Annotated in this window: 25 protein-coding genes and 2 pseudogenes; 13 read left to right on the top strand and 14 right to left on the bottom strand. The window is 57.3% G+C overall.

The annotated features are described in order from the left end of the window. The first annotated feature begins 251 nt into the window (after window positions 1–251). The 3 genes from RWV98_RS02240 to RWV98_RS02230 all read left to right on the top strand — a co-directional run bounded on the left by RWV98_RS02240 (window position 252) and on the right by RWV98_RS02230 (window position 2,078). The gene (locus tag RWV98_RS02240) at window positions 252–587 is read left to right on the top strand and encodes a BofC C-terminal domain-containing protein (RefSeq protein ID WP_280961650.1); all 336 of its coding nucleotides are present in this window, start codon (window positions 252–254) and stop codon (window positions 585–587) included. 76 nt (window positions 588–663) lie between these two features. Beyond that, window positions 664–1,509 (top strand): tyrosine-type recombinase/integrase, encoded by an 846-nt coding sequence (locus tag RWV98_RS02235; RefSeq protein ID WP_317863488.1) that lies wholly within the window; start codon window positions 664–666, stop codon window positions 1,507–1,509. A 296-nt stretch (window positions 1,510–1,805) separates the two neighbouring features. Continuing rightward, on the top strand, window positions 1,806–2,078 hold the full coding sequence (locus RWV98_RS02230; protein WP_317863487.1) for a hypothetical protein: 273 nt from the start codon (window positions 1,806–1,808) through the stop codon (window positions 2,076–2,078). 137 nt (window positions 2,079–2,215) lie between these two features. Here RWV98_RS02230 and RWV98_RS02225 read toward each other — a convergent pair whose 3' ends face one another. Beyond that, on the bottom strand, window positions 2,216–4,084 hold the full coding sequence (locus RWV98_RS02225; RefSeq protein ID WP_317863485.1) for a stalk domain-containing protein: 1,869 nt from the start codon (window positions 4,082–4,084) through the stop codon (window positions 2,216–2,218). A gap of 185 nt (window positions 4,085–4,269) precedes the next feature. On the opposite strand from RWV98_RS02225, the gene RWV98_RS02220 reads away from it, so the two are divergent. From RWV98_RS02220 to RWV98_RS02200, 5 genes and pseudogenes are all read left to right on the top strand, one after another. Continuing rightward, window positions 4,270–5,106: a polysaccharide deacetylase family protein gene (locus tag RWV98_RS02220; protein WP_317863483.1), complete on the top strand. Its 837-nt coding sequence runs from the start codon at window positions 4,270–4,272 to the stop codon at window positions 5,104–5,106. A 72-nt stretch (window positions 5,107–5,178) separates the two neighbouring features. Beyond that, window positions 5,179–6,294, top strand: coding sequence for a DUF362 domain-containing protein (locus tag RWV98_RS02215; RefSeq protein WP_317863481.1), 1,116 nt, complete (start codon window positions 5,179–5,181; stop codon window positions 6,292–6,294). Continuing rightward, window positions 6,291–6,782 carry an AAA family ATPase gene (locus tag RWV98_RS02210; protein ID WP_317863479.1) on the top strand — a complete coding sequence of 164 codons (492 nt, stop codon included), beginning with the start codon at window positions 6,291–6,293 and terminating at the stop codon, window positions 6,780–6,782. Before RWV98_RS02215 ends, RWV98_RS02210 begins: the two co-directional genes overlap by 4 nt. Next, window positions 6,776–7,009: pseudogene (locus RWV98_RS19355) on the top strand (ECF transporter S component); the annotation flags it as partial. The gene RWV98_RS02210 and the pseudogene RWV98_RS19355, both read left to right, overlap by 7 nt. Window positions 7,010–7,172: 163 nt before the next feature. Beyond that, window positions 7,173–7,310, top strand: a complete 138-nt coding sequence (locus RWV98_RS02200; RefSeq protein ID WP_317863475.1) for a hypothetical protein — start codon at window positions 7,173–7,175, stop codon at window positions 7,308–7,310. A gap of 88 nt (window positions 7,311–7,398) precedes the next feature. Here RWV98_RS02200 and aroF read toward each other — a convergent pair whose 3' ends face one another. Both aroF and RWV98_RS02190 read right to left on the bottom strand, forming a co-directional pair. After that, the gene (aroF, locus tag RWV98_RS02195; protein ID WP_280961642.1) at window positions 7,399–8,418 is read right to left on the bottom strand and encodes a 3-deoxy-7-phosphoheptulonate synthase; all 1,020 of its coding nucleotides are present in this window, start codon (window positions 8,416–8,418) and stop codon (window positions 7,399–7,401) included. Window positions 8,419–8,538: 120 nt separating this feature from the next. Next, entirely contained in the window at window positions 8,539–9,237 is a 699-nt protein-coding gene (locus RWV98_RS02190; protein WP_280963307.1) for a peptidoglycan recognition protein family protein, read from the bottom strand. A gap of 560 nt (window positions 9,238–9,797) precedes the next feature. Here RWV98_RS02190 and speD point away from each other — a divergent pair. From speD to nspC, 5 genes are all read left to right on the top strand, one after another. Continuing rightward, window positions 9,798–10,574 carry an adenosylmethionine decarboxylase gene (speD, locus tag RWV98_RS02185; RefSeq protein ID WP_280963306.1) on the top strand — a complete coding sequence of 259 codons (777 nt, stop codon included), beginning with the start codon at window positions 9,798–9,800 and terminating at the stop codon, window positions 10,572–10,574. 155 nt (window positions 10,575–10,729) lie between these two features. Continuing rightward, window positions 10,730–12,190: an aminotransferase class I/II-fold pyridoxal phosphate-dependent enzyme gene (locus RWV98_RS02180; protein WP_317863471.1), complete on the top strand. Its 1,461-nt coding sequence runs from the start codon at window positions 10,730–10,732 to the stop codon at window positions 12,188–12,190. Then, on the top strand, window positions 12,181–13,041 hold the full coding sequence (gene speE / locus RWV98_RS02175) for a polyamine aminopropyltransferase (RefSeq protein ID WP_317863469.1): 861 nt from the start codon (window positions 12,181–12,183) through the stop codon (window positions 13,039–13,041). Before RWV98_RS02180 ends, speE begins: the two co-directional genes overlap by 10 nt. Further along, the gene (locus RWV98_RS02170) at window positions 13,042–14,244 is read left to right on the top strand and encodes a saccharopine dehydrogenase family protein (protein WP_317863467.1); all 1,203 of its coding nucleotides are present in this window, start codon (window positions 13,042–13,044) and stop codon (window positions 14,242–14,244) included. It abuts the gene before it with no gap. Window positions 14,245–14,389: 145 nt separating this feature from the next. Then, window positions 14,390–15,520 carry a carboxynorspermidine decarboxylase gene (gene nspC / locus RWV98_RS02165; protein WP_280963302.1) on the top strand — a complete coding sequence of 377 codons (1,131 nt, stop codon included), beginning with the start codon at window positions 14,390–14,392 and terminating at the stop codon, window positions 15,518–15,520. Window positions 15,521–15,818: 298 nt separating this feature from the next. Here the strand turns inward: nspC and RWV98_RS02160 are convergent, their stop codons facing one another. The 11 genes and pseudogenes from RWV98_RS02160 to RWV98_RS02115 form a co-directional block, all read right to left on the bottom strand. Next, window positions 15,819–17,261 (bottom strand): MATE family efflux transporter, encoded by a 1,443-nt coding sequence (locus tag RWV98_RS02160; protein ID WP_317863465.1) that lies wholly within the window; start codon window positions 17,259–17,261, stop codon window positions 15,819–15,821. Further along, a complete protein-coding gene (locus tag RWV98_RS02155) occupies window positions 17,258–17,710 on the bottom strand; it encodes a MarR family winged helix-turn-helix transcriptional regulator (protein ID WP_317863463.1) in 453 nt (150 codons plus the stop codon). The genes RWV98_RS02160 and RWV98_RS02155 overlap by 4 nt, the downstream gene beginning before the upstream one ends. Before the next feature lie 182 nt (window positions 17,711–17,892). Beyond that, a complete protein-coding gene (locus RWV98_RS02150; RefSeq protein WP_280963299.1) occupies window positions 17,893–19,560 on the bottom strand; it encodes a sensor histidine kinase in 1,668 nt (555 codons plus the stop codon). Next, on the bottom strand, window positions 19,557–20,237 hold the full coding sequence (locus tag RWV98_RS02145; RefSeq protein ID WP_280963308.1) for a winged helix-turn-helix domain-containing protein: 681 nt from the start codon (window positions 20,235–20,237) through the stop codon (window positions 19,557–19,559). Before RWV98_RS02145 ends, RWV98_RS02150 begins: the two co-directional genes overlap by 4 nt. Before the next feature lie 49 nt (window positions 20,238–20,286). Continuing rightward, window positions 20,287–20,922, bottom strand: a complete 636-nt coding sequence (phoU, locus tag RWV98_RS02140; protein WP_280963298.1) for a phosphate signaling complex protein PhoU — start codon at window positions 20,920–20,922, stop codon at window positions 20,287–20,289. Next, window positions 20,923–21,678: a phosphate ABC transporter ATP-binding protein PstB gene (pstB, locus tag RWV98_RS02135; RefSeq protein ID WP_317863460.1), complete on the bottom strand. Its 756-nt coding sequence runs from the start codon at window positions 21,676–21,678 to the stop codon at window positions 20,923–20,925. It lies immediately after the preceding gene. Between the two features lie 11 nt (window positions 21,679–21,689). Continuing rightward, window positions 21,690–22,572: pseudogene (gene pstA, locus RWV98_RS02130) on the bottom strand (phosphate ABC transporter permease PstA). After that, window positions 22,569–23,441, bottom strand: coding sequence for a phosphate ABC transporter permease subunit PstC (gene pstC / locus RWV98_RS02125; RefSeq protein ID WP_317863458.1), 873 nt, complete (start codon window positions 23,439–23,441; stop codon window positions 22,569–22,571). The pseudogene pstA and the gene pstC overlap by 4 nt, the downstream one beginning before the upstream one ends. A gap of 72 nt (window positions 23,442–23,513) precedes the next feature. Then, window positions 23,514–24,143, bottom strand: coding sequence for a substrate-binding domain-containing protein (locus tag RWV98_RS02120; RefSeq protein ID WP_442872091.1), 630 nt, complete (start codon window positions 24,141–24,143; stop codon window positions 23,514–23,516). Continuing rightward, window positions 24,118–24,426 carry a hypothetical protein gene (locus RWV98_RS19350; RefSeq protein WP_442872090.1) on the bottom strand — a complete coding sequence of 103 codons (309 nt, stop codon included), beginning with the start codon at window positions 24,424–24,426 and terminating at the stop codon, window positions 24,118–24,120. Before RWV98_RS19350 ends, RWV98_RS02120 begins: the two co-directional genes overlap by 26 nt. Before the next feature lie 190 nt (window positions 24,427–24,616). Then, window positions 24,617–25,264 carry a hypothetical protein gene (locus RWV98_RS02115; protein WP_317863456.1) on the bottom strand — a complete coding sequence of 216 codons (648 nt, stop codon included), beginning with the start codon at window positions 25,262–25,264 and terminating at the stop codon, window positions 24,617–24,619. Window positions 25,265–25,361: the final 97 nt, after the last annotated feature.

The raw sequence follows: 25,361 nt of genomic DNA, 5'->3' as shown, positions 1-25,361 counted from the left end.
TATCCGCTTTGTTCCCAGCATACGGTGATATTATACCACAGCGGCTGCTTTTTGTAAGCCTAGCATCCGCCGAAACGCCGCTGACGGTATAAGATTTTAAATACGCGTATCACAGCCGCCATGCGGCTATTATACCACAATGCCCTCAGAATTCCAAACTTTTTTTCATCAATCTGGTGAATAAATCCAAATTATTTGGACATCCTCCGATCAAATGAAATGAAACACTGAAAAAAGGAAGTGAAAAAAAGATGATGCAGGGCTTTTACATGCTGGCGATGCAGCAGCTGAAACGCCGCCGCCGGATCGCGCTGGCCGCCTGCGCCGCCGCGCTTATTTTTACCTTTTTCGCCGCCCGCGCTTGGTTCACCGCCGTTCCGGCGCTTAGCGAACAGGCGGTGCCGGTAAGCTACACGGCGGTAAGCGAGGACGGACGGCTTACCGTTTACCGCGACGGCGCGCTGCTCATGCGCACCGAGATCGACACGCGCTCGCTTCCTCAGGCCGACCGCGACGCGCTGAACAGGGGCGTGATCCTGTCGGACGCCGAAGCATTGGCAAAGCTGCTGGAGGATTACGGCTCCTAAAGCGGACAAAAAATCGTATATATGCCTCTCTACACGATAAAATAAGGATATTATCGTATTAGGGAGGCATTTTTTTATGAACGACCGTTATGTAACCCTACAGCAGGCCGCCGCCTTCGGCGGATACCTGCAAGCCGAGGAACGCAGCCCCGGCACACGGGAAAAATATCTGCGCGACCTGCGTTCTTTTTCCCTGTGGCTGAACGGCGAGCCGGTGACAAAGGAAGCCGCCGCCGGATGGAAGGAAAATCTTCTGACCGAGGGATACGCCCCAGTCACGGTGAATTCCATGCTGGCCGCGCTGAACGCGTTTTTGCGCTTCACAGGCTGGACGGAATGCCGCGTCAAATTCCTGCGGCTCCAACGGCGGATGTTTCGCGATCCCGCAAGAGAGCTTAGCCGGCAGGAGTACGACCGGCTGGTCGAAACCGCCCGCAACCAAGGCCGCGACCGGCTGGCCCTGCTGATGGAAACGATGGCGGCCACAGGGATCAGGGTAAGCGAGGTACGGTATATCACCGTGGAAGCGGCCCGGCGCGGCCGGGCGGAAATTTCATTGAAAGGCAAAATGCGCACAATCCTGCTATCCGCCAAGTTGTGCCGCAAGCTGCTGAAATACGCCCAAAAAGAAAAGATCGCTTCGGGCGAAGTTTTCCTCACCAGAAGCGGAAGCCGCGTATCCCGGCGGCAAATTTGGGCGGAAATGAAGGGCCTGTGCTCACTGGCGGGAATAGCGCCAAGCAAGGTCTTTCCGCACAATCTGCGGCACCTGTTCGCCACGACCTTTTATAAGGCTTGCAAAGACATCACGCGTCTAGCGGATACGCTGGGCCATTCCAGCATCGAAACCACGCGGCTCTACCTTCTCACCACCGGCGCGGAACACGTTCGCCAGCTGGATCGTTTGGGGCTGGTCAGTTAGACAAAATCAATATTTTGCCTTGCTTGCTGCCGGCGCTCATGCTTTTGAAATACATATTTTCATAGAATTATAGCATGTTTCGTCTAAAACCGCAAGTCATATGGGAATTTTAGGCACAGCAAACACAGGTCGCGCGCGCTTTCCTTTTGCGGCCTGCATTTGTTGCGCCCTTTCGCTCCTTATCACGACAGGATGTGACGGCTTTTTTACATGTTCTGTGTTTTCTTCTGTCGCCGTCAAGGGACGCTTCTATACAAAATATTGATTTTGTACAGAAACGGCGGGAGGTGAACGATTTGGCGATCCATAAAAGATCATTGCTGGACAAGCTAGCCGAACAGTGCGGCGCTGCCCGCGTATCCGATCTGCATGATATGGACAGCGGCCAGCAAAAGAGGCTCATCGAAATACTGCTGGCAGCCCCTCCGGATACCACGGCGCTCAGCGAATGGAACCAAGCGCTGGGCTATTTGACCGGCGCAAAGCCGCAAAAAAGTGTTGAAGCAGCGCATGCGCGGCTGGTGATCCTGCTGACCCATGCGCGCGGCAAGCGGCAAGCGAAGGAATGAATCGAATATGTTAATCAGCGCGGCACCGGTTGCGGCCGCCCACGCTCATGCGGTTCATCAAAACCGGCGCGGTACATAAAAAAGGCTGCAGCAGGCGATTCCCTCTGGAATCATCCTGCTACAGCCTTTTTTACAAACTATGGTACCATGACGGCGATCACGTTGTTTTGGCTTTCCGGCTCCGATTCCGGCAAACCGAGCCAATCGTTCAGATCAATCACCTTGTCGTTTTCCGGCGGCCGGGCGGCCGGAGAACCGGAGGCGGGCTTTTCCGTGATCTGCATTTCCATTTCAAGCTTGCCGGTGTTGTTCGTGTGTATGCTCATTTTAAAGGCCGCGTTTTGCGCGTCGCCCTCAAATTCATAGGTCAGCAGCTGATCTCTCCAATACGTATCCTGCCGCACCGCAAGCGTGCCGCTCGCCACGCCGGTTCGGGTATTCAGCACGACCGAACCCTTCACATAGGCGATATCAAGGTCTACCAGCATGCCCGCCAGACCTTCGGCGCCCTCCTGCGGGGTCTCGTCAAAGCGGGCGGTATAGGCGTCGCCGTTTCTGGTAAATTTGCCGTCGCCCAAAAACAGCTCCAAGCCATCCGCCGCATCGTTCGCGCTCTGCCAGAACGAGGCCACGAACCACTTTTTAAAGCTGGCTTCGTTTGGCTCGACGATCAGCGCGCCGATCGTCAGCTTGCCGCCGTTTTCCGCGATGCGGTTATACAGCCCCGCCGCGTCGAGCAGGCTTTGGTCGATCGCGTCCTCTATCCGCACCCAAGCGTCCGTCCCTTCCTTGGGCGTCATGTCGGGTTCGGCCAGTCCGATCGCCTTGAGCAGCAGCGGGCAGCGGAAATACAGGGTGTTTTCATCCGCGTTATAGATCATTTCAAAGGTAGCGTTTTGCAGATCGCCCTTTAATAGGTCGATCGCTTTGGAAAGCTCCTCGTCTACATACGGCGCTGCCTTGTCGATCAGCATGCGTACCATGGCGTATAGATCGAGCTTTAGATCCATCTGGTAGCTTTGGCCCTCTGTCAGCACGGAAAGCGTGCCGTTCAGCGGAAAGCTCTCGTCCCCATCGATCGAGTTGAAGGCCGTATAGGTGACCGCGATCGTGGCCGCCATGCGCATCGCCTGATCGGTATCCCGCGCCGGCTGCGCCGCGAGCCATTGGTTGAGCACGGTAAACCGGCTGTCGATGGAATCAATCAGCGCGGCTTTATCGTAAACCACCGCCGTCTGCTGCCACTCGTCCCACTGGACGGTCAGGCCGAACGCCTCCGCGAAAAAGCGCACCGGCACATAGGTGCGGCCGGACTTTTCATAGGGTTGTACATCCATGGGCAGGTAGCTTTCGGCGCCGTCCTTTACAAGGCCTTCCGGCGCTTTGTCCGCCGGGCCCGTCCAGTACAGCTTATCGCCGCCGAGCGCGAAGCGCACGGTCGTTTCCCCCACCTTGGCGGTGACGGACGACGCCCCGCCGTCATAGCCGGTCTCGCCATGCAGGGCGTCCACCATGGCGCGCAGCGGCACCATCGTGCGCCCGTTCACGGTTTCGGGCTGCGCGTCCGGAAAGGCGACCGTCTCCCCCATCAGCTGCACGGAAAGCGTGGGCGGTTCGGGCTCTTCCCAGCCATAATTCCAGCCGTAGGTCTCTTCGTATTTTTGCTCGGTCATTTCCCACGCCGCGGCCTTCGGCAGCTCCTCCACCGTCAAGCCGTTCACTTCCGCCGCGGTGGGCAGCGTATAGCCGTACCAATCCACCATCAGCTGCGGGTCCTCCGTGCATTGCAGCACAAAGTTTTGGTAGGTATCCTCCCACCAGTCGTAGGTTGCCTCCTCGTTTTCCGACCAGTTCCATTCGTCCAAAAAGGCCTGCTCAGATCCATAGCCAAGGTATTCATACAGCGGCGTTTGCCCGTTTCCCGCCGCAAGCGCCAAGGGGGCCATCGTGCCGAGCAGCAGGGCCGCCGTCAGCAGCGCGAGCGCCCGTTTCAGCTTTCGTACCATAAAGACCTACCTCCGTCCTTTTATTTGGTACTTATAGTTTATCATGCGCCCACAGGAATGTCACGCGCATTATTGGGGGGATCCGCCGCGGCTACGCCACCCTTTTTCCGCGCCGCCCGCGCGCATAAAAAAGCGCATAATCCACGTCCCCCTGTCATACTGTTTGACCAAGGGGGCGTTTCACTATGTTTATTACGATCACGCGCGATACGTTATATCGCATTGCTGCGGCGGCGGCGGTCTGTGTGGTGCTGGCCGTGCTGTTCTGGCGCTTGCCGGCGGATGACGCCGCGCAGACCTCCGCCGAAGCGGAGGCGGCTGTGCCCGCTTCGGTATCCGACTGGGGCCTTTCCTTCCAGACCGAAGGACAGCCGCCGGTGGGCAACGTTTCCGCCGACACGCTGCGGCAGTGGAACGCGTTTTACGTCGCGGATACCGCCAAACCGACCATTTACATCACCTTTGACGCGGGGTTTGAAAACGGCAACACGCCGGCCATTTTGGATGCGCTGAAAAAGCATTCCGCGCCCGCGTGCTTCTTCCTCGTGGGTAATTTTATCGACACCGCGCCCGAACTGGTGCAGCGCATGGTGGATGAGGGCCATATCGTGGGCAATCACACGATGCACCACCCGGATATGTCCAAAATAGCGGATCAGGCCTCCTTTGAAGCCGAATTAAACGGTCTGTCCGAAAAGTTTGAAGCGCTGACCGGCAAGCCGATGCAAAAGTTTTACCGTCCCCCGCAGGGCAAGTTTTCCGAAGAAAATTTGAAGCAGGCGCAGGCCCTCGGCTACACGACCGTGTTCTGGAGCCTTGCCTATGTGGATTGGTATACCGACAACCAGCCCACGGATGAGCAGGCCTATTCCAAACTTTTGCCGCGCATTCACAACGGCGCGATCGTGCTGCTGCACTCGACCTCGTCCACCAACGCCCGCATTCTTGACGAACTGCTGACCAAATGGGAGCAGGCTGGCTATACCTTCGGCGCGCTGACCGACCTGACGCAGGCGGGCTGATTGCCCATTGCCCGCCGCCTTTTCGCGTGCTATACTGAAATTAACAGCAAGCATACGGAAAGGAAGTGCACTATGCCAGCATCCAAGGTTTATTTTGCGGATTTTCACGCGTCGATGAACGAAAACCTGCAACAAAAGCTGACCCGCCTGCTAAAGACGGCAGGCATGGGCAAAATCGACTTTGACAAGAAATTCGCCGCCATCAAGATCCACTTCGGCGAGCCGGGCAACCTCGCGTTCCTGCGCCCCAACTGGGCCAAAACCGTGGTGGACTTTATCCGCGAGCGCGGCGGCAAGCCCTTTTTGACCGACTGCAACACCCTGTACGTCGGCGGGCGCAAAAACGCGCTCGATCATTTGGATTCCGCCTATCTCAACGGGTTTTCCCCCTTCTCCACCGGCTGCCACTGCATCATCGCGGACGGCCTGAAGGGCACGGACGAAGCGCTGGTACCCGTCGAAGGCGGCAAATATGTGAAGGAAGCCAAAATCGGCCGCGCCATGATGGACGCTGATATCTTCATCACCCTGACCCATTTTAAGGGCCACGAGGCGACCGGCTTTGGCGGCACCCTGAAAAACATCGGCATGGGCTGCGGCTCGCGCGCCGGCAAGATGGAAATGCATTCGGCGGGCAAGCCGCATGTTCTGCACGGCCACTGCATCGGCTGCGGCATGTGCCAGAAAATCTGCGCGCATTCCGCCATTACGATCACGGAGAAAAAGGCCACAATCGACCATGCCAAATGCGTCGGCTGCGGTCGCTGCATCGGCGTATGCCCGCGCGACGCGGTCGACGCCGCGAACGACGAATCCAACGATATCCTCAACTGCAAGATCGCGGAATACACCAAGGCGGTCGTGGACGGCAGACCTTGCTTCCATATCTCGCTGGTGCTCGACGTTTCGCCCAACTGCGACTGTCACGCCGAAAACGACGTGCCGATCGTGCCGAACGTCGGCATGTTCGCCTCGTACGACCCGATCGCCCTCGATCAGGCCTGCGCGGACGCGGTAAACGCCATGCCCGCCAACCCGGATTCCTATGTGCACGAGCATGCTTCTCACGGCGGGCACGCGCACGATCATTTCCACTACGCCCACCCGGATACGAACTGGGTCGTCGCGCTCGACCACGGCGAGGCGCTCGGCCTCGGCACGCGGCAGTACGAGTTGGTGAAAATTTGATCACGATCTTATGCGGCCGCGTCGCCGCCGGCAAAACGGCGCTCGCGCGGCGTTTTGCCGATCAGGGCGCGGTCGTCCTCTCGTGCGACGAGCTGATGCTCACCCTGTTTGACGGCTGCCTTGGTCCCCGGCACGATGAAACCGCCCTGCGCTGCCTTTCCTACCTGTTTTCTCTCGCCGCGCAGCTTGCGGGAAAGGGCGTGGACGCTGTTTTGGACTATGGCTTTTGGCTGCGCGCCGAACGGGACGCGGCGCGCGCCTACTTTTCGTCGCGCGGCCTTGCCGCGCGGCTTTTGGTCGTGCAAGCGGCGGAACCGGCAAGGCTCGCGCGGCTTTCCCGCCGAAACGAGGGCCTGCGACACGAAACACGGCGCGTTTACCTGATCGAAGGCGCGTTGCTCGGCCGTATGGACGCGAAATTCGAGCCGCCCGGAGCGGACGAGCATGCCGAAATCTTTGACAACACAGAGGAACGACCCACATGGTAAAACAAAAGGACTTTACACGCCGCCTATGCGCGGCTTCCCTGCTCATCGCGGTCGGCGTGCTGCTGCCGCAGATCTTTCATCTGATCGGCGGCCGGGCCGCCGGTTCGGTCTTTTCGCCCATGCATCTGCACGTGCTGATTTGCGGCCTGCTGCTCGGCCCCGCTTGGGGCGCGGCGGCGGGCCTTGCCACGCCGCTGCTCTCGGCCCTGCTTTCGGGCATGCCGCCGATGGCGCTGCTGCCCTTCATGCTCTGTGAGTTGACGGCCTACGGCGCGGTATCGGGCGCGCTCGCCATGGAAGCTGCCCCTTTATCCCGCGCTGATCGGCGCGCAGGCCGCCGGGCGCATTGTTTACGCGCTGGCGCTGTTTGTCGGCGGCACGCTGTTCGGCATGCAGTGCGCCGCGCCCGCCTCCGTGCTGACGAGCGTCGTCACCGGTCTGCCCGGCATCCTTTTGCAGCTGATCTTCGCGCCGCTGCTGGTCACGCTGCTGCGGCGGCAGTTAACCTTTTTGCGTGTATCCAGATAGCCGCCAGCCTTTCAGACTGTCAAAATTCTTTTTTGGGCAGCCCAACGCCCGCCGCAACGAAGGTTGCGGCGGGCGTTTTTTTTTGTTCTTATTCGGTAATAAACGTTCTGCCTTCAAATTCGGCGCGGCGCTTGATATCGGCCATGACCTCGTCGAACTGCGGCAGGTCGAGCGACTGCGCGCCGTCGCACAGCGCGCAGCGCGGGTTGTTGTGCGCTTCGATGATCAGGCCGTCCGCGCCCGCGGCGATTGCCGCGCGGGAAAGCGGCTGCACCATGTCGCGCCGTCCAGCCGCATGGCTCGGGTCGATGATGATCGGCAGGTGGCTGAGCTTTTTGACAAGCGGCACCGCCGTGATATCCAAATTGTTGCGGATCATGTTTTCAAACGTGCGGATGCCGCGCTCGCACAGGATAACGTTGCGGTTGCCTTCGGCGAAGATGTATTCGGCGGCCATCAGGAACTCCTCCATGGTGGCGGAAAGGCCGCGCTTGAGCAGGATCGGCTTATCCGAACGGCCCAGCTCCTTGAGCAGCATAAAATTCTGCATGTTGCGCGCGCCAAGCTGGATGATATCGACGTCCGCGAATAAATCGAGATGCTTTTCGCTCATGATCTCGGTCACGATGGGCAGGCCGGTCTGGCGTTTGGCTTCCAGCAGCAGTTTCAGGCCCGCGTCCTCCAAGCCTTGGAAGGAATAGGGCGAGGTGCGCGGCTTGAACGCGCCGCCACGCAGAAACGACGCGCCCGCGCGCTTGACGCTTTCGGCCACCTCCAGAATCTGCTCCTCGCTCTCGACCGAGCACGGGCCCGCCATCACGTTGAAATAGCCCGCGCCGATCTTGCGGCCCGCTACCTCAAGCACGGTATCGTCCGGGTGGAACTTGCGGTTGACGGCCTTGAACGGCTCGGTCACGCGCTGTACCCGCTCGACTACTTCATAGGCCAGCACATCGTTTTCATCGATGCTGGACGTATCGCCCATCAGGCCAAGAATGGTGGTGTTCGCGCCCTCGGAATAGTTGATTTTCAGACCAATATCTTCAAAGTGCCGGATCAACCGGTCAACACGCGTTTTTTCAGGGTTCTGTTTCAGTACGACGATCATGTCAGTTTACTCCTTTATCAGATAAAATGCAGAACCAGTATAACACGAAAAAACGCAAAAGAAAAGGGGCGATTTTATCAAAAATCGCCCCTTAAAAGCTTGCTTTTCTCATGCGCAGCGTTACTTTTGCTTTTCCGCCTCTTCCTTTTTCATCTGCTTCCACTGGTCCTCCACCGCGTCGCAGAACTCGTCCCAGCGGTTTGCCCCGATCAGCTTGGCCGGGCACACCTTGCCGGAAAAGTCCTCGTGTTTGCGCAGCGCTTTGGGCTTTAAATCGTATTCCAGCAGCAGGCGCGCGCAAAGCTTTTCGGTGTTTTTCAGCGTTTTTTCGTAATCGCCATCCTCGTTGACGCACATTTCAATGCCGATGCCGTTCATGTTGCCGCTGTTCTTTTCCATGCCGTCGCCCGCGTGAAAGGCGTTTTCATCATCCGGCAGGTGGTGGTATACCTCTTTGTCGTCCACCGTGTAATGCCACGAGCGCAGCTCTTCATCGTTTGAAATATTATGTAAAAAAGCGTTGTGCGCCGAAGCGTTTGCGCCTGCGGAAAAGTTATCGGTCTCATGAATAACCAGATATTTGATCTCCCGTTTCTGGCCGGGCCGCGTCTTGCTGCCCTCTGCCAAAAAATCCTCGTGCACTGGCAGGTCGCCGATATAGGAGATATTTGCATCCTCCTGAATCGGCCTGTCAAAAATGCGATGCACCAGCATGCCCGCCGCAAAAGCGCCTATCACGATCAAAAGAAGCAGCAGCGGGCGCAGGTTCCGTTTCCGCTTGCCGCCGCGCCCCTTGCTGTAAAACCCCACTACTCTCACCAGTACCTACGCTCCCCATTGTTTCTATATGCTACCCATTGTACACCCAAAGTACAGGTTTTTGAAACCCCTTGCTTGTAAACTTTTTGTTTCCGTGTAATTTCTGCGAGAAATCCTTGCAATTTTGTAACCTGTGCTGTATAATAAATGCTACATTGAAACATATGTTTCGATCGGATTGGATAGAGGCAAAGCCTTTGCCAGCAGAATTCTTTGACCGCCCCCTGCACCCGCCGGATTCACAAGGGGAGCCAAGGCCATACGGACAGCCGGGTCAAATGCCGAACATGGCAACTTTGTTGCCTTATTGAATTTTATAAGTTGGCTGTCTAAAAGGCCGTGTGCGCGACGCACATCACGCTTGTGAAACCATCAATAAGAGTAGTAAAAGTAGATTCTTGCTATATAGACTCTTCCTCTGCCACCGAAACCCGTTTTGCCCGGCCCCGGCCGGAAAGCGGCAGTGTAGAAATTGCTTGGACCTCAAGAGCAGATGTTTGCTATGCGCACATCCGCACTTGGGGATTTTTTATTTTTTGAAACAGAAAAGGAGCCGGGCGATGCAGAACAAGCTGAAACTTTACGGGTTCAACAACCTGACCAAGGCGCTGTCCTTTAATATTTACGACGTTTGCTACGCGAAAACCGAACGCGAGCAGCGCGATTACATCGCTTATATCGATGAACAGTATAACTCCGAACGCCTGACGGGCATCATGTCCCGCGTGACCGAGATGATCGGCGCGCACGTGCTGCACATATCCAAGCAGGATTACGACCCGCAGGGCGCTTCGGTCACTTTTTTGATCGCGGAGGAGCACATGGTTCCGTCAAGCGCCGCGGCGCTTGAACCGGACACGATCGTGGCCCATTTGGACAAAAGCCACGTGACCGTGCACACCTATCCGGAATACCACCCGGACACTTGCCTTGCGACCTTCCGCGTCGATATCGACGTGGCGACCTGCGGCGAGATCACCCCGCTTTCCACCCTCGACTACCTGATCGGTTCGTTCGATTCCGATATTATCACGATGGACTACCGCGTGCGCGGCTTTACCCGCGATATCGAGGGCAAAAAGCTGTTTATGGATCACCACATCACCTCGATCCAAGATTTTATCGATCCTTCCACGCTTGAACGGTATGACGCGATCGATGTCAACGTATATCAGGCCAACCTGTTCCACACCAAGATGCTGCTGAAAGAGGTCGACCTGCAAAACTATTTGTTCAACACCGATATTTATGAATTGCCGCCCAAGACCCGCCTAAAGATCAATTCCGACCTGCGCCGTGAAATGATCGAAATCTTCAGCGGGAAGAACATCTATTAAAATAATTAGGAATTAGAAATTAGTAGTTAGTAATTAATGGGGATACGCCCAAATTAAACGAGCGCCCACCGCGCAAAGCGTCGCATGCGGCCGACTCGATAATTCCTAATTACTCATTCCTAATTACTCATTAAAAAGAAAGGTGGTTCTCTGTATTGGATCAGTCCCGCGCGCCCATTTTGGAGGCGCTCGAACAATTTAAGTCTATGCGCATCGTGCCGTTTGATGTACCCGGGCACAAGCGCGGACGCGGCAACCCCGACCTGACCCGCTTTCTGGGCGAGCAGTGCATGACCGTGGACGTGAACTCCATGAAACCGCTGGACAACCTCTGCCACCCGTCGAGCGTGATCCGCGAGGCGGAGGAGCTCGCGGCCGAGGCCTTCGGCGCGCGGCACGCCTTTTTGATGGTGGGCGGCACGACCTCCTCGGTGCAGTCGATGGTGCTGGCCGCCGTCAGCCGGGGGGATGAGATCATCCTGCCGCGCAATGTGCACCGCTCGGTCATCAACGCGCTCGTGCTGACCGGCGCCGTGCCGGTCTATATTAATCCGCAGATGAACGACCGTCTTGGCATTTCGCTTGGCATGTCGGTCGCGGACGTGAAGGCCGCGATCGAAAAGCACCCGAACGCCAAGGCCGTTTTGGTCAACAACCCAACGTATTACGGCGTTTGCTCGGATATCCGGCAGATCGCCAAACTGGCGCACGCCGCGGGCATGAAGGTGCTGGCGGACGAAGCGCACGGCACCCACTTTTATTTTGGAGAAAACATGCCGGTATCCGCCATGGCCGCCGGGGCCGACCTTGCCGCCGTTTCCATGCACAAATCGGGCGGCAGCTTGACGCAGTCCAGCTTCCTGCTCTGCGGGCAGAACATGAACCCCGACCATGTGCGCCAATTCATCAACCTGACGCAGACGACCAGCGGCTCCTACCTGCTGATGGTCAGTCTGGATATTTCCCGGCGCACGCTCGCCCTGCACGGCGATCATATTTTCCGCAAGGTGACGAACCTGACCGAGTACGCCCGGAACGAAATCAACCAAATAGGCGACTATTACGCCTATGGCCGCGAGCTATGCAACGGCGACACGGTCTTTGATTTCGACGTGACCAAGCTGGCGGTGAACACGCTTGACCTTGGTCTGGCCGGCATTGAAGTATACGATATCCTGCGCGATTTTTATGATATCCAGACCGAGTTCGGCGACCTTGGCAATCTGCTCGCCTATGTTTCGGTGGGCGACCGCGAGCGCGACCTTGAGCGTCTGGTCGCAGCGCTCAGCGATATCCGCCGCCGCTACAAACGCACCAAGGCCACGCTGATGCGGCAGGAATACATCAACCCCGAGGTGGCCGCCGCCCCGCAGGAGGCGTTCTACGCGGAAAAGCAGTCGCTGCCGCTCGGCGAAACGGTAGGCCATATCTGCGCGGAATTCGTCATGTGCTATCCGCCCGGCATCCCGATTCTCGCCCCCGGCGAGCGCATCACCGGCGCGATCCTCGATTATATCCGCTACGCCAAGGAAAAGCACTGCTTGCTGACCGGCACCGAGGACCCCGATGTGAACGAGCTGCAAGTCATCAAAGGAGGAAATTCACCATGCATCTGACCTTTACCGAAATGCACACGCCGACCGTCGGCTTGCAGATCGCGGTGGATCGCCAGCTTTATACCGAGCAAAGCGACTTTCAGCGCATCGACGTGTTCGAGTGCGAGGAATTCGGCCGTTTCCTAACGCTGGACGGCTATATGATGTTGACCGAGCGCGACGAATTCATCTATCACGAAATGATGGTGCACGTACCGCTCGCCGTGCTTGGCGAGCGCGTGCGACGCGTGCTCGTCATCGGCGGCGGGGACGGCGGCTGCGTGCGCGAGCTTACCCGTTACGATCACATCGACCGGATCGATCTGGTCGAGATCGACGAGCGCGTCGTCGCGGTGTGTCAGGAATACCTGCCCTCGGTCGCTTGCAAGCTTACCGACCCGCGCGTGCATCTGCTGTATCAGGACGGGTTAAAATACATCCGCCATGTGGAGGATGCGTACGATCTGATTATCATCGATTCCACCGATCCCTTCGGCCCCGGCGAGGGATTGTTTACGATGGAGTTTTACGGCAACTGCTACAAGGCGCTGAAAGCGGACGGCGTGCTCGTCAACCAGCACGAAAGCCCCTTTTACAAGGGCGACGCGCAGGCCTGCCAGCGTGCGCACAAGAACATCGTGCACTCGTTCGAGTTGTCCCGCGTCTATCAGGCGCATATCCCGACCTATCCGTCGGGCCACTGGCTGTTCGGCTTCTCTTCGCGCGGCATCCATCCGGTGCGCGACCTAAAGGCCGGCTGGTGGAACAGTCTGGGGCTGGAAACCCGCTATTATAACACGAACCTGCATAAGGGCGCGTTTTATTTACCGAATTATGTACAAAAACTGCTGGAAAAAGTGGAGGAAACCTAAATGGGAAAAGCATTGATCATCGGCTGCGGCGGCGTCGCCTCGGTCGCTATCCACAAGTGCTGCCAGAACAGCGCTGTTTTTGAGGAGATCATGATCGCTTCGCGCACCAAATCCAAGTGCGACGCGCTGCGCGATAAGCTGGACGGCACAACCACCACCAAGATCCGCACCGCCAAGGTGGACGCGGACAGTGTCGACGAGTTGGTCGCCCTGATCGAGGAATTCCGTCCCGATATCGTCATGAATCTGGCCCTGCCCTATCAGGATCTGACGATCATGGACGCCTGCCTCAAGACCAAAACGCACTACATGGACACCGCCAACTACGAGCCCGAGGATACCGCCAAGTTTGAATATTCTTGGCAGTGGGCGTACCGCGAAAAGTTTGAGCAGGCAGGTATTACGGCACTGCTCGGCTCCGGCTTCGATCCCGGCGTGACCGGCGTTTTTTCCGCCTACGCGCTGAAGCATGAATTCGACGAGATCAACCGGATCGACATTCTGGACTGCAACGGCGGCGACCACGGCTATCCGTTCGCCACCAACTTCAACCCCGAGATCAATATCCGCGAGGTATCGGCCAAGGGCTCTTATTGGGAAAACGGCCACTGGGTCGAGACCGAGCCCATGGAGATCAAGCGCGAGTATGACTTTGACGGCGTGGGCCGGAAGGACATGTACCTGCTGCACCACGAGGAGATCGAATCTCTGGCGCTCAACATCCCCGGCATCCAGCGCATCCGCTTCTTTATGACCTTTGGCCAGAGCTATCTGACGCACCTCAAGTGTCTGGAAAACGTGGGCATGACCTCGATCGTGCCGATCGAGTTTGAGGGCAAGCAGATCGTGCCCCTGCAATTCCTCAAGGCCGTGCTGCCCGATCCCGCCTCGCTCGGCCCGCGCACGGTGGGCAAAACCAACATCGGCTGCATTTTCGAGGGCAAGAAGGACGGCAAGGCCAAGACCTACTATCTCTATAATATCTGCGACCATCAGGAGTGCTACCGCGAGGTCGGCTCGCAGGCCATTTCCTACACCACCGGCGTGCCCGCAATGATCGGCGCGTCGATGATCCTGACCGGCGCTTGGAACAAGCCCGGCGTGCACAACATCGAAGAGTTCGATCCCGATCCGTTCATGGACGCGCTGAACAAATGGGGCCTGCCGTGGCAGGAGAGCCATGCTCCCACGCTGGTCGAATAAACCAAAAGAATGCAGGAATTAGTAATTAGTAGTTAGTAATTAGTAATTGATGCGCTATTTCCAAAGGTCAACGCTTGCTTTCTAACTCCTAACTCAAAAAATTCCTAATTTCTAATTACTAATTATCATTAATATAGGTGTTATTATGAAGTTTACCGAGCTTCCCACCCCCTGTTTTCTGATCGATGAAAACAAGATCGTCCAGAATCTGGCCGTACTGCGGGACGTGGCCGAGCGCTCCGGCGCAAAAATACTGCTGGCGCAAAAGGCGTTTTCCATGTATACGTTATACCCGCTGATCGCCGAATACCTGAGCGGCACCACCGCCAGCGGCCTATACGAAGCCCGGCTGGGGCATACGCACTTCGGCGGGGAAACGCATGTGTATTCCCCCGCCTTCGCCCCCGGCGAGTTCGACGATCTGCTGCCCTATGCCGACCATTTCATTTTTAACTCCATGAACCAATGGAAGATCTACGGCAACCGCGCGCGCGCCGCAGGCAAAAGCTGCGGCCTGCGCGTCAACCCGGAATGCTCGACCCAGCCTTCGGAGCACGCGCTGTACGATCCCTGCGGCCCGTTTTCGCGCCTTGGCGTCACAGCCGACCACTTTAAACCCGAGCTGCTCGACGGGCTGGACGGCCTGCATTTCCACACCCTGTGCGAACAAAATTCAGACGACCTTGTCCGCACGGTCGCCGCGTTCGATTCCCGCTTCGGCAAATTTGCCAAGGATATGAAGTGGCTCAATCTCGGCGGCGGCCACCACATCACGCGGGATGATTACGATATTGAGGTGCTGGTCGAATGCGTCAAGTATCTGCGCAAGAAATACGACGTTGAGGTGTATCTGGAACCCGGCGAAGCCGTTGTGCTGAACGCGGGCTATCTGGTCTCCACTGTGTTGGAGATCGTTGAAAACCACGCGCACATCGCGATTCTGGATACCTCGGCCGCCTGCCACATGCCGGATGTGATCGAAATGCCCTACCGGCCGCCCGTTTGGCACGCGGCCAAGCCGCACGAAAAGGCGTTTAACTACCTGCTCACCGGCCGTTCCTGCCTCGCGGGCGACGTGGTGGGCGAATATTCCTTCGACAACATGCTGCGCCCGGGCGATCAGGTCGTGTTCGAGGACATGGCGCTGTACACCATGGTAAAGACCAATACCTTTAACGGCGTGCCCCTGCCCAGCATCGCCCTTCGCCGCGCCGACGGCACGGACGAAATTGTAAAGACCTTTGATTATGAGGACTTTAAGTCCAGACTTTCCTAAACCGTATAAAAAACATCCCCACATGTTCGACATGTGGGGATGTTTCAGCGTGTCAGAGAACCCTTCGCGCCGCAGCGCGTAATAAAATTGAAAATTGAAGCAAAGCTTCAATTTGACCAAAAAACCGGGAGCATGCATCTCGGTTTTTGAACAAACCGGCGGCGAAGTGTGCCCAAAGGGCGCGCGACAGAGCCGGAATTCTCGATCGAAATGGGGCTTTGTTTCGATCGACAGGCTGTCAAAAATTGTTTTTTGACAGCCTGAAACATCCCCACATGGTCGACATGTGGGGATGTTTTTATACGGTTTGCACTTTCAGCGCGTCGGCGGCGGAATCCTCCTCGCGCACCTTGGCTTGCAGCTTCTTCATTTCCGGTATGATAAACAGCGCGACGATCACAGCCGACAGAATATCGGCGGTGGGACCCGCGAATAGGATACCATCCAGCCCGAAGAACATGGGCAGGATCACGATCAGCGGAATCAGCAGCAACAGCTGTCGCAGCATGGACAGGATCGAAGCCTTGAGCGGCTGTCCGGTCGCCTGAAAGTAGTTGGTCGATACGATCTGGAAGCCCGCGCAGAAAATGCCGAACAGATAAACGCGCAGACACTTAACCGCAAATTCGGTAAACTGCGGATTGCCGCCGCCAAATATACCGACGATTCCATACGGAAACAGCTGGCAGAGCACCCAGCACAGCGAGATGGAGATTGTGGCCGAGAGCGCGGCGGTCAAATAGGTCTTGCGGATGCGGTGGAAGTGGCCCGCGCCCAGATTAAAGCCCAAGATCGGCTGCGAACCCACGCCGATGCCGATCGCCACGGAGCCAAGGATCATCGTAAACTTCATGACAATGCCCATCGCGCTGAGGGCGACCTCGCCGCCTACCGCGCTTTGATCGCCGTAATGCACGAGCGAATTGTTCATGACCACCTGCATAATGCAGGCCACGCCCGAGGTAATACCGGAGGACACGCCCAGCGTCAGTATCTTACCGAGCACACGGCCCGTCGGCCGCCGGAGATAGCGGCGCGTAAAACGCATATGATCGGGCCGCTTGCCCGCGTGGGAAAAATAGGTCAGCATAATCAGGGCAGACAGAATCTGCGAGGTGATGGTCGCGACCGCCGCGCCCTTGACGCCCCAGTGCAGCACAAAAATGTACAGCGGGTCAAGGATCGAATTGAGCACCGCGCCGATCAAAATGCCGTACATGGAAAGGCGCGGGCTGCCGTCCGTTCGCGCCATATTGGATAGGCCTACGCCGATTACGCTGAACGGCGCGCCCAGCAGCATGATCGAGGTATAATCCTTTGCGTAAGGCATGACGGCGTCCGTTGCGCCGAACATACGAAGGATCGGTTCCAAAAATACCAGACCCAGCACGGCGCAGGCAATGCCGATCAGGACCGACAGACCAAGCACGCCGGAAAGTGTGCGCTGCGCCTCTTCCTCCTCGCCCTGCCCGAGCTTGATGGCCGCGTAAGCGCTGCCGCCTGAGCCGATCATGGTCGCAAAGGCCATTAAAATGGTCGCGATTGGAAAGGATACCGTTGTAGCGGCGTTGCCGAGATAGCCCACGCCCTGCCCGATGAAGATCTGATCCACAATATTATAGACCGAGTTGACCAGACACGAGATGGTGGATGGAAGCGCAAAGGAAAGCAGTAGTCCGCCGATCGGCTTGTAGCCCAGAGGGTTGCCGGTTTGCAGCGTTTGGGATGCGGTGGTTTTCATGAATTCTCTCTCTCTCCTTCTTCAATATTGCATTGGCAAGCGTTTTGTACAAGGCGCGCGAACAGGCTTTCCGCCTGCTTGATCTCTTCCGGCGACAGCCCCTCCGAGATCCGGCCGACCCACTCGCGCCTGCTCTCCATAATGGCGAGCAGCGCCGGCCCGGCGGCGCTCGTTGTGTACAGATGGCGGATGCGCCGGTCGCGCGCGTCGACCTCGCTGCGCAGGTAGCCCAGTTCCTCCAGCTTTTGCACGGCGCGGGTCACCGTGCCCTTATCGAAACGGCCGAGCGCCGCCAGATCGTACATGGTGATCCCCTCGTGCTCGGCGATGCGTGATAGAAAAAACTGCTGGCCGCAGCCGATGCCGAAGGATGCGAGCGCCTGATCGTAAAACCGGTTGCCACACCGGTGCAGGATGGACGCGTATTTATAAAACAGCGGAACAGACATCGTGTTATTCTCCTCTTATAATCCACGAAGTTGCGCGTGCAACTATATATTTATTTTACCATCAACTAGTTGTTTCCGCAACCATTTAAAACGACAGTTTTTTCTTCTCTTTTCTCCGCCAAACTGTGCAGAGCGAAAAAAGAGAGGCACGCTGCTCGCGCGCCTCTCCCCTGTCTGTTTTTTTAGTTTCGCTGGATAGGGAACACGATTCGGATTTCCGTACCCTTCCCTTCCTCGCTTTTCAGCGTTACCGCCGCGCCGTGCAGGCCCGCGCCGTGCTTAACGATCGACAGGCCCAGCCCCGTGCCGCCGGTCTGCTTGGAGCGGCTTTTGTCCACGCGGTAAAACCGCTCAAACACGCGCGCCTGATCGGCGGGCGCGATGCCGATCCCCGTATCGCTGACACAGAGATACGGCGCGCCGTTTTCATCGCCCGTCGTCATGGTGACGCTGCCGCCCGGCTTATTGTAGGCAATCGCATTGTCGCACAGGTTAAACGCCATCTGTTCCAGCGTCTGCCGTACGCCGGACACCGTGACCGCTTCACCCGCAACGGTGATGGATACGCCGTTTTTTTCCGCCTTTTCCATGAGACGGCCCCGCACGCTTTCGCAAAGGCCGCGCAGCTCGACCGGTTCAAACTGGCTTTGCATGCCGCCCTCATCCAGACGGGACAGACGCAGGATATCCTCGATCAGCCCAAGCAAACGCGCGGCTTCGGTGTGTATCTTGCCCGCGAAACGGCTCACATCCCCGGGTCTGGCCATGCCGGTCTCCACCAACTCCGCGTAGCCCATGATGCTGGTCAACGGCGTTTTTAATTCGTGCGAAACATTGGCCGAAAATTCGCGCCGTTGCTGCTCGGCCTGCTCGCGCTCGGTCACATCGACCAAAAACAGCACCGCCGCGTGGCCGTCGCCCTCATCCGGGGTGGAATTAGAAGCCAATTCGTAAATGCGGCCGTTTCGCTCCATCCGGCCATGATCGCTGCCGCCGCCCAGCGCTTCGGCCACCGCGTGCAGGTAAGCAGGGTCGCGGCAAAGCGCGGGATAACCGCCGTGCGCCGCTTCTGCCGGGAACAGCGCGCGCGCCGCGCGGTTTTGGAACACCACTTCGCCTTCCGCGGAGAATAGGATCAACCCTTCATCCATACGCGCGGTGATATCGTCAAATTCGGCTTGCCGCCGCTTTAATTCGTTCATCTGCGTTTCGATACGCCGGTTCTGACGCGCGAGCCGCTGCAAAAGCGGCGAAAGCTCGTCATACGCCTTGTTTTTGGTCGGATCGCTCAGATCAAGCGTTTCGATCGGCGCTAAAAATACGCCGGTCAGCCAGCTGGCGAGCAGCGCCGCCGCCAGCAGCGTGAGCAAAAAAACCAAAACGATCAGCGGCGACACTGCGGACAGCGCGCCAAAGGAGCTTTCCGCCGTTGCGGAAAGGCGGAGCACGCTGCCATCCGGCAGCAGGCGCGCCGCGTAATACGTGCGCGTAGACAGCGTTTCGGAAAGGCGGTCGCCTTCGCCCTCGCCGGTTTTCAGCGCCTGTTGTATTTCCGGACGGGAAAGATGGTTTTCCATCTGGCTCGCGTCCGTACGGTTATCGTACAGCACCTCGCCCGTGGCCGAGATCACGGTAAGCCGGTCGGCGTAGCTTTGCCCAATGCCGATAAACGTCTGCTCGGCGCCGCCTTCCTGTCCGGCAAGCTGCTCGATCGCGGCGCACTCATCCCGCAGGCGAGCGCGCACGTCCTCGGACAAGCCGGTATAAAACGCGATCAGCATCATGGACACGGTGAGCGCGACCGCGAGGAACGCGGTAATGAAAATACTGCCGAATACGCGTTTTCTCATGCCTCACCCCGCAGGCGGTAACCCACGCCGCGCACGGTCTCAATCATCTCGCCCGCGTCGCCCAGCTTCTGCCGCAGCGTGCGGATATGCACATCGACCGTGCGGGTCTCGCTTTCCGTGCAATAGCCCCAAATGGTTTCGAGCAGCACGTCGCGCGTGAGCACCGCGCCCCGGCTGCGCATCAACAGACAGAGCAGCTCGTATTCCTTGAGCGTCAGGCGAACCTTTTGCCCGTTTACAAAGGTTTCATGCGCGCGCGGGTCTACCGAGACAGGCCCGGCGCGGAGCGCGTCCGCCACGGCTTCGCCCTCGGGCTGGATGCGGCGCAGCACCGCGCGCACGCGCGCGAGCAGCTCCATCATGCCAAAGGGCTTGGCGATATAATCATCCGCCCCGCTGTCCAACCCGATCACCTTGTCATACTCGCTGCCCTTGGCCGTGAGCAGGATTACGGGCAGCTTTTCCGTATCCGGCCGGCGGCGCAGCGCGCGCAGGATGGATACGCCGTCCTCGCCCGGCAGCATGATATCGAGCAGGATCAGGTCCGGCTTTCCCTCGCGCAGCGCCGATGAAAGCGCGTCGCCGTCGGCAAAACCACGGGCGGGCAGTCCCGAATTTTGCAGGGTGTATACAACAAGCTCGCGGATGCCCTCGTCATCCTCGACGCAGTAAATCAATGCGAATTCCACTCCTTATCCGTTTGCCGCAGCGGCACGTTTCCCGGTCTTACTTATGTTCCCCGGTGATGGAGAATTCTACCCACTCGGCGATGTTGGTCGCGTGGTCGCCGATCCGTTCCAAATATTTGGCCACCATCAGCACATCGAGAACCCGCTCGCCGTCCGCGGGGTCCTCGCTGATCTCGCGGATCAGGTCGGTCTTGCATTTATCGAACAAATCGTCCACCACATCGTCCTGCTCGATCACGCGGCGCGCGAGCGCCAGATCGCGGCGAACAAACGCGTCCAGACTGTCGGTCACCATCTGTATCGTCGCGCGGGCCATGGGCTCGATATGAACGCTTTGCCGCTTGGTATTCGTCAAATAGGGCACGATCTCCGCGATATCCGCCGCCTGATCGCCGATGCGCTCGATATCCGTTATCATCTTGAGCGCCGCCGAGATCAGCCGCAGGTCGGAGGCGACCGGCTGCTGCTGCAGCAGCAACTTTAGGCATAGGCTTTCAATCGTGCGCTCCATCTGGTCGATCTCGCGCTCGGCCGCGACCGCGTCCGCCGCGAGCGCGGGCTGGCCGGTCACGAGCGCGCGCACCGCGCTGGCGATCGCGTTTTCACACTTCGCGCCCATGACGATCAGTTCGTTGTTCAGCTCCGCGAGCTGTATATCGAATCGGTTTCTCATTCAGCCGAACCTCCCCGTGATGTAATCCTCGGTGCGTTTGTCCCTCGGCACCGAAAACAGCGTTTCCGTATCGCCTGTTTCGACGATCTCGCCGAGCAGGAAAAACGCCGTCGTATCCGAAACGCGGGTGGCCTGCTGCATATTGTGCGTCACCATAACGATAGTATAATCTTTTTTCAGCTCCAGCACAAGGTCTTCGATCTTCGAGGTCGAGATCGGATCGAGTGCCGAGGTCGGCTCATCCATGAGCAGCACCTCGGGCTCGGCGGCGAGCGCGCGGGCAATGCAAATGCGCTGCTGCTGGCCACCCGACATGGATAGAGCGGACTTTTTCAAGTTGTCCTTGGTCTCATCCCAGATCGCGGCGCGCCGGAGCGAGGTCTCGACGATCTCATCCAGCCGCACGCGGCTTTTCACGCCGTGCGTGCGCGGCCCGTAGGCGATGTTGTCGTAGATCGACATGGGAAACGGATTGGGCTTTTGGAACACCATGCCAACGCGTTTGCGCAGCAGGTTCACATCGCCGCTTTTATAAATATCCTCGCCGTCCAGCAAAATGTCGCCCGTGATGCGGCAGCCCTCCACCAGATCGTTCATACGGTTAAGCGAGCGCAGCAGCGTTGATTTGCCGCAGCCCGAAGGGCCGATAAAGGCCGTGATCTCCTTTTCCTTGATGGCAAGGTCGATATCGCGCAGAGCCTGAAACGCCCCGTAAAAGAGGTTCATATCCCTGATCTGTATCTTCTCCTGATTCATAGTTGCCTCCGTTACTTTTTGGTAAGCTTGCGGGCGACGAGCGCGGAAAGCGCGTTCATCAATAGCACGACGAGCAGCAGCACGACCGCGGTCGCGTATGCCTCGTTCATATGCAGGCCCTCGCCCGAGAGCACGTACATATGGATGGCGAGCGTGCGGCCCGACTGCATCAGGCCCGGAATTTGCGCCATAGTGCCCGCGGTGAAGATCAGCGCCGCCGTTTCGCCGACAATACGGCCAATGCCGAGTATGACGCCGGACAGGATGCCGGGCATGGCGCTGGGCAGCACGATGCGGAACACCGTGCGCAGCCGCCCCGCGCCAAGGCCGAACGAGCCCTCGCGGAAGGTATCCGGCACGCTCATGAGCGCTTCCTCCGCGGTGCGCATGATCAGCGGCAGGATCATGATTGCCAGCGTCATCGCGCCCGCGAGCAGCGAATAGTTCCAACGCAGGTAGGTGACGAAGAACAGCATGCCGAACAGGCCGTACACAATGGACGGAATGCCGGACAGCGTTTCCGTGGTAATGCGGATAATATGCACCAGCCGGTTGCCGCGCGACGCGTATTCATTCAAATAAATGGCGGTAAACAGGCCGAGCGGCACGGCGATGAGCAGCGAAAGCAGCGTCATCTGCACGGTCGTGATCATCGCGGGCACCATGGATACATTATCCGAGGTATACGTGAGCGAAAACAGCGAGGGCTTCCAGATTCGGTATGCCGTTGATTAAGATGTAGCCGATCAGGAACAGCAAAACGGTAAAGGTGATGGCGGCCGCGCCGTATACCAGCCCTTTCTGTACCCTTGCTTTGCCGCGGCCGTACAGCTTTTTTTGTTTTACCGTGGCCGTATGGGCCGCTTTCTTCTTCATTGCGATCTCGCTTGTCATGCATCCTTCCTCCTTTTTAGCACCGAGAAGGTCAGGTTGATGAGCAGGATGAACACGAACAGCACAACGCCGGTCGCGATCAGCGCCTCGCGGTGCAGGCCGGAGGCATAGCCCATTTCAATGACGATATTGGCGGTCATTGTGCGGATACCCTTGAAAAGATCGCCCGTGACGCGCGGCTGATTGCCCGCGACCATGATAACGGCCATCGTCTCGCCGATCGCGCGGCCGATGCCGAGCACCACACCCGCCAGCACGCCCGAGCGGGCCGCCGGCAGCATGACGGAGAATACCGCGCGCTCATGCGTCGCGCCCATGGCGACCGCGCCCTCGTAATAGCTTTGGGGCACGGCGCGCAGCGCGGATTCCGACACGCCGATGATGGTGGGCAAGATCATGATGCCCAGCAGAATGGACGCGGCCAGTATGGAGGAGCCCGAAACATCCCGGCCAAAGACCGGCAGCGCCGCCACCTTACTGATCAGCGGCACCAGCACGACCATACCGAAGAAGCCGTACACAATGGAAGGGATACCGGCCAGCAGCTCGGTACAGGGCTTGAGCACGCCGTACAGGCGTTTTGGGCAATAGAACGCCATGAAAATGGCGGTGAGCAGGCCGATCGGCACGCCCACGATGATCGCCCCGGCGGTGATGTAGATACTGCCGAGAATCATGGGCAATATGCCGTAAATATCGTTGCCCGGCTTCCACTTGGCGCCCGACAGAAAATCGAACACGCCGATCTCCTGCATCGCGGGCAGGCCGTTTGCAAACAGAAACACACAGATCAGCGCGACAGCGAAGATAGATGCGAACGCGCAGGCAAAAAACACGCCGTGCATTGCTTTTTCGCGGAACTCTTTCATATTTTCACCCCGTATACAGAGGAAAGGGCGAAATCCGTTTTCGCCCTCTCCCTGCGATATACCGTTTTTGCGTTACTGAACGTCGCCCCACTCGGTGACGTCGCCGACATAGATGCTCTTGATCTGGTCCATCGACAGCTCGCTCACCGCGTTCATCGGGTTAACGACGACCGCGATGCCGTCCAGCGCGATGGCGGTGCCGGTCAGCTCGGTCTTTTCCTCATCCTTCAATTCGCGCGACGCCATACCGATGGCAAAGGTGCCGTCGATCGTGCCGGTCATGCCGGAGGTCGAATCAGAGGACTGCAGCTCGATCTTCGCGCTCGTGTTCAGCGCCTGATAGGCTTCGATCAGCTTTTCCATCACCGGAGCGACCGAGGAGGAGCCGCCAACCGTGATCTGGCCGGAGGAGCCGTCCGTCGTAAAAGCTTCCGCCGCGTCGTCCACCGCGATGTACTTGTTCTCCGCGATGACCGCTTGGCCTTCCTTGGACATGATGAAATTCATAAAATCCTTGGCAACGCCGGTCGCCTCGCCCTTCACGGCGACATTGAACGGACGGGCCAGCTTATAGGAACCGGACTTTACATTATCCGTGGTGGCTTCCACGCCGTCTACTTGAACGGCCTTGACCGTGTCGTTCAGCGAGCCGAGCGAAACATAGCCGATGGCCTTTTCATTGGACGCAACGCTGGTGAGCACCGCGTCGGTCTTGCTCGCGATTTCCGCGTCGGCGGTGGTGTTGTCTTCCTTTTTCGCCGGCTTCGTTCTTTTCCTCCACGCCGGTCAGCTCGATAAACGCGCCTCGCGTGCCGGAGCCGTCCTCGCGGGAAATCACAGTGATCGCGCCGGATACACCGCCGTCCTCATTGCCGGCGGCACCCGCGCCCGGCTGCTGGGTCTCTGTGCTTGCATCGCTGCCGCAGCCCGCGAGCGCGCCGGTCAGCATCAAACCGGCCAGCAGTAGGGAAATGGATTTTTTCATGGGCAATATTTCTCCTTTTTGATCGTGTACTTGTTTTTCATTACAAATTCATCATACAAAAACAATGTAAAATCAAAAAGCCGCGGTTTGTAAAATGTGTGTAAAGTCATTTTACAATGTAAAGTTTCTTGAAAACAGGCATTGCCTATAAAACTTTAAAACACTATATTCCAATAAAAAAGCTTTAACATTACTGCATTGCAATCCAATTTAATGCGTCTGATTCATACGGAATACAAAAAGTCTTATGAAGTTGCTTTAAATATATTTCGTCCAGTTTAAATGTATCAATAAAGCCCAGCATATCTATGATTGTTTGCTCATAACCAGCTATAACACACAAATAGCAGCTCATTAAGTTCTTTTTCGCTCGTTGCAGGCGATTTTTCCGTTCAATATCTTCTTTATTAATTTGTTTTGCAATGGTTTTTATGCCGTTCCACGCTGCTTCTCGTTGCTCTATCATATAGTCAGACCGAAAAAAACCGGCCATACCAGTATTGATCACTTCAAAATATTCACAACAGCGTCTACGCGTACCCATAAATTCATGTAGCGCAATTTGGGTGCCATGATACAAAAAATATCGCCGTATGCTGTTTAGAAAGTCTGTATACTCTAATAGGGCGTCCTCAAGTTGGATCCAAGCCCTACCTTGACCCTCCATCATCTTCCAAAAGCTTGCTTGTTCTTGTTCCATTAGTCTTTGATGTTGGTCAAAATGCTTAGCCGCATATTGCTCTACTGCAACTAACGGACGATAAATATACTCGTCATCAATGTCTTGTGTTAAGGTGGGAAATAAATAAATTTGGTTTTCATTTTGTTGGTTTGACATCTCAATCCGCCCTATCTATGATTATATTTTTGATTAATAAATAATCATATAAATAGCATATAATATCCCTTACTCTTTTACAAGAGGAGATGTTTAA

It is taken from the genome of Agathobaculum sp. NTUH-O15-33, from assembly GCF_033193315.1.
Lineage (GTDB): Bacteria > Bacillota > Clostridia > Oscillospirales > Butyricicoccaceae > Agathobaculum > Agathobaculum faecihominis_A.
The sequence above is the reverse complement of the archived record's forward strand: the minus strand, read 5'-3'. Positions and strand labels throughout refer to the sequence as shown.

Bases quoted from the DNA above. Each gene is read 5' to 3' on its own strand.
- RWV98_RS02240 (WP_280961650.1), top strand. From the start codon at position 252: ATGATGCAGGGCTTTTACATGCTGGCGATGCAGCAGCTGAAACGCCGC.
- RWV98_RS02235 (WP_317863488.1), top strand. From the start codon at position 664: ATGAACGACCGTTATGTAACCCTACAGCAGGCCGCCGCCTTCGGCGGA.
- RWV98_RS02225 (WP_317863485.1), bottom strand. From the start codon at position 4,084: ATGGTACGAAAGCTGAAACGGGCGCTCGCGCTGCTGACGGCGGCCCTG.
- RWV98_RS02220 (WP_317863483.1), top strand. From the start codon at position 4,270: ATGTTTATTACGATCACGCGCGATACGTTATATCGCATTGCTGCGGCG.
- RWV98_RS02215 (WP_317863481.1), top strand. From the start codon at position 5,179: ATGCCAGCATCCAAGGTTTATTTTGCGGATTTTCACGCGTCGATGAAC.
- RWV98_RS02200 (WP_317863475.1), top strand. From the start codon at position 7,173: ATGCAGTGCGCCGCGCCCGCCTCCGTGCTGACGAGCGTCGTCACCGGT.
- aroF (WP_280961642.1), bottom strand. From the start codon at position 8,418: ATGATCGTCGTACTGAAACAGAACCCTGAAAAAACGCGTGTTGACCGG.
- speD (WP_280963306.1), top strand. From the start codon at position 9,798: ATGCAGAACAAGCTGAAACTTTACGGGTTCAACAACCTGACCAAGGCG.
- speE (WP_317863469.1), top strand. From the start codon at position 12,181: ATGCATCTGACCTTTACCGAAATGCACACGCCGACCGTCGGCTTGCAG.
- RWV98_RS02170 (WP_317863467.1), top strand. From the start codon at position 13,042: ATGGGAAAAGCATTGATCATCGGCTGCGGCGGCGTCGCCTCGGTCGCT.
- nspC (WP_280963302.1), top strand. From the start codon at position 14,390: ATGAAGTTTACCGAGCTTCCCACCCCCTGTTTTCTGATCGATGAAAAC.
- RWV98_RS02160 (WP_317863465.1), bottom strand. From the start codon at position 17,261: ATGAAAACCACCGCATCCCAAACGCTGCAAACCGGCAACCCTCTGGGC.
- RWV98_RS02155 (WP_317863463.1), bottom strand. From the start codon at position 17,710: ATGTCTGTTCCGCTGTTTTATAAATACGCGTCCATCCTGCACCGGTGT.
- RWV98_RS02150 (WP_280963299.1), bottom strand. From the start codon at position 19,560: ATGAGAAAACGCGTATTCGGCAGTATTTTCATTACCGCGTTCCTCGCG.
- phoU (WP_280963298.1), bottom strand. From the start codon at position 20,922: ATGAGAAACCGATTCGATATACAGCTCGCGGAGCTGAACAACGAACTG.
- pstB (WP_317863460.1), bottom strand. From the start codon at position 21,678: ATGAATCAGGAGAAGATACAGATCAGGGATATGAACCTCTTTTACGGG.
- pstC (WP_317863458.1), bottom strand. From the start codon at position 23,441: ATGAAAGAGTTCCGCGAAAAAGCAATGCACGGCGTGTTTTTTGCCTGC.
- RWV98_RS19350 (WP_442872090.1), bottom strand. From the start codon at position 24,426: ATGAAAAAATCCATTTCCCTACTGCTGGCCGGTTTGATGCTGACCGGC.
- RWV98_RS02115 (WP_317863456.1), bottom strand. From the start codon at position 25,264: ATGTCAAACCAACAAAATGAAAACCAAATTTATTTATTTCCCACCTTA.